The sequence below is a fragment of the Bacillota bacterium genome, assembly GCA_024655925.1.
Taxonomy (GTDB): domain Bacteria; phylum Bacillota; class DTU025; order DTU025; family JANLFS01; genus JANLFS01.
In genome coordinates this window covers 1-2,480 of record JANLFS010000200.1, presented here as the reverse complement: position 1 = coordinate 2,480, position 2,480 = coordinate 1, and the positions used below count along the sequence as shown (strand labels likewise).

Below are 2,480 nucleotides of genomic sequence, written 5' to 3'. Positions count from 1 at the left end.
CTGCAGCCTGAAAACCAAAGCCTGACGGTGTCCACCAAACCGGGGTAACTCCAACTGATACACCCACCCGATGGTCTCGTCCTGTCTCCACACCTCGTTCAAGTCCGGGTCGTTTATCTGTTCGAGCACTTCTTTCAAGGCCCTCGGTGGCGGGAACAGCGTCCTAGCGGGGTCATTTCTCGAGAACAGAGAGCCTATCTCTTCCTCGAGAGCCCCGGCCGACGACTGGAGAAAGCGACGGTACACAAGGTCCTGCTCCCCGGCGAGCCATGCTGCCTCTTCTTCCGGATGTTCGGCAAGGTAGTACTTGAAGCCCCTTGAGTCATGCCCCCGACCAACCGCTTCGCGGATGAGCCCTCGCTGCTCGATCATCTTCAGGGCGCACAGGCGGTTGAGGTGAGTGAATGCCACCTCTCTCACCAGCCGCTCAACGGCAGCACGGGCATCCAGCCCGAAAGACTTCAGGTGACCGAGGCTGGCGACGATCTCTTCCCTACCCCTTCTATCCTCGTCAGTCAGGTAGATGAGTCGCCCGGCATCCTCCACAGTGCCCCCCCTGTGGATCCCGTACTTCCCCTCGAGCAACTCGAACACTGACTTCTCGAGGATTTCCCGGCAGCGCGTTACCATCTTCCTTAAGGACCTGCTCTGTGCGCTGTCCAACTCGATCACTCCAGGACGATCGTGAACCCTTCCGCGATGAGTTTGTGGAGATACTCCCTGAACTCCTCGATCCACCGATCCACGGACTCCTCACTGTCCAGGGCCGGCGGGAAATGCTCCCTCAATCGAACACGCTTTGTCGAGTTCACCGGGGCCGTCAATTCTTGAATCCTGGCAGCGACCTCGGCCTTGAGACCGGGAAGGGCGGCCAGGTCGGCCTCCATCTGGCTCATCGTAGCCCGGCACGCGCAACAAGCCGTTGCGCCCGGCAGCAGCGAAAGGTCACTGCACGAGCGAGCGACCAGGGGCGCCAGTACAGACTGCCGCATCGTTTGAGCGAGGCTGCTCCATTCCTGGCAGCCTCTGACTTCGTCCACGGCCGCAGCGAAGGCGGCCGCGCGCTTCTCGTGCAGGTCGCGGTACAAGCTCTGGTAAGCGGCGGCGATTTGCGAGGATCGCTCTTCTATGAGTTCTCGATTCTTGTAGAATTCCTCTGCCTCGATTGCGGCCTCCAGTTCCCGCGCGCTCTCAAGGAGATCCCCGTTATCGGCACGGTCCTGCACCTCAGGCCACATCTGACGCAGGGCCACCCTGGCATCCTGTACGCTTTCCGCAATATGCTGTTCCAAGGCGATGACTATCTCCCGAGTCCTGTCACGGGCTTCCTTGAACGACCGCCCTTCGTTGGCCAGCACGATCACGCGCTCGTCGGGGGCACTCCCCAGGATCGTCTCAAGCGTTTGCCTGTACTCAGTAAGGAAAGACGCAACCGGAAGGTCGTTGACCTTGGCAGAGGCTTCCGCCCAAAGCGCTTTAGTCAGCTCGCCCTCCGCCAGCATCTTGAGCGCGTGCGAGATTGCCTCTTCATCGGTGTCGACTTCCCTGCCGGTGATCTCTTCATAATGCTCAGCGGCCTTCGTCAGAGTGCTAGGCACTATGCTCTTGCGCGGGGCAAATGACGCCGCCTTGAATGCGTTGTTGTTTGTCAAGGGTATGCGACACAGCGGGTCGCTGTAACTCGTGTAGCGACGGCCTTCGTACGTTACCTCGATGGCGCCGGCTCTGAGAAGCACCGCCAACACCAGCCTTATCAGGTCCCTCTCCCAACCGTAGCCGAGGCCCTGGAAATGCTCCTCGAGGGTCTTCCCCGTCACCTTGATCCCGTACTGCTGCTGGTTCACGAGGAAGTTGAGCACTTCGGCCGCCACCGCAGCCCCGGGATTGAGCACCAACTTGCCGCCTTCTTTAATTATCAGGTTCAGTCCGCCTTCGCCACCGTAGAACACCTGCGGCAGCGCCCCGAGGTTTGCTGCTTTGAGCACCTCCCCCGCCTCAGTGCCCTTCAACTGGCGAACGCCCATCTCGAGCTTCGGGTAGAGTTCACCCACAACTATCTCCAGGAAGGCCTTCAGTGCTTCGGAAGCGGACCTCCCCAGGGACGACCCGTCCCTCACCACGCCGCGGAACACACCGGCTCCTGCGGCAATGGCGTCGACGAACTTGTCTCTGAGACGCCTCTTGAAGTCACCCGCCCGGGTCTCTTTTTTTTTTTTCCGGAGTAGAGTCCGTAACATGGTGTAAAAGGCAATAGGCGGTGGTAGGAGGAGAGGCCACCCTCCCTCTGGTAGATGAATGGTTGACTAAAACCCATCACCGGAGGTGTGGAGGATGGCCCAGTACCAGATTACAGTAGATGGGAGCGTAGTACAAGGCCTGTTGACCAGGGACGACGGACTCGCCAGGCTGGTTGAGCAGGTTGTGAACCAGATTCTCGAGGCGCAGTTGACTGAGCAACTGAAGGCGGCGCCTTACGAGCA

2 protein-coding genes are annotated in these 2,480 nt (G+C 59.8%); both read right to left on the bottom strand.

The features are described from left to right. Window positions 1-663 (bottom strand): BREX-1 system adenine-specific DNA-methyltransferase PglX (locus NUW23_16035; GenBank protein ID MCR4427660.1); only part of this gene is annotated, 663 nt, incomplete at its 3' end. Window positions 664-668: 5 nt separating this feature from the next. After that, complete coding sequence (locus NUW23_16030; protein ID MCR4427659.1) at window positions 669-2,237, bottom strand: hypothetical protein; 1,569 nt, start codon at window positions 2,235-2,237, stop codon at window positions 669-671. Window positions 2,238-2,480: the final 243 nt, after the last annotated feature.

What these genes read in the sequence shown, in the direction of transcription:
- NUW23_16030 (MCR4427659.1), bottom strand. Translation starts at nt 2,237, where the DNA reads ATGTTACGGACTCTACTCCGGAAAAAAAAAAAAGAGACCCGGGCGGGT.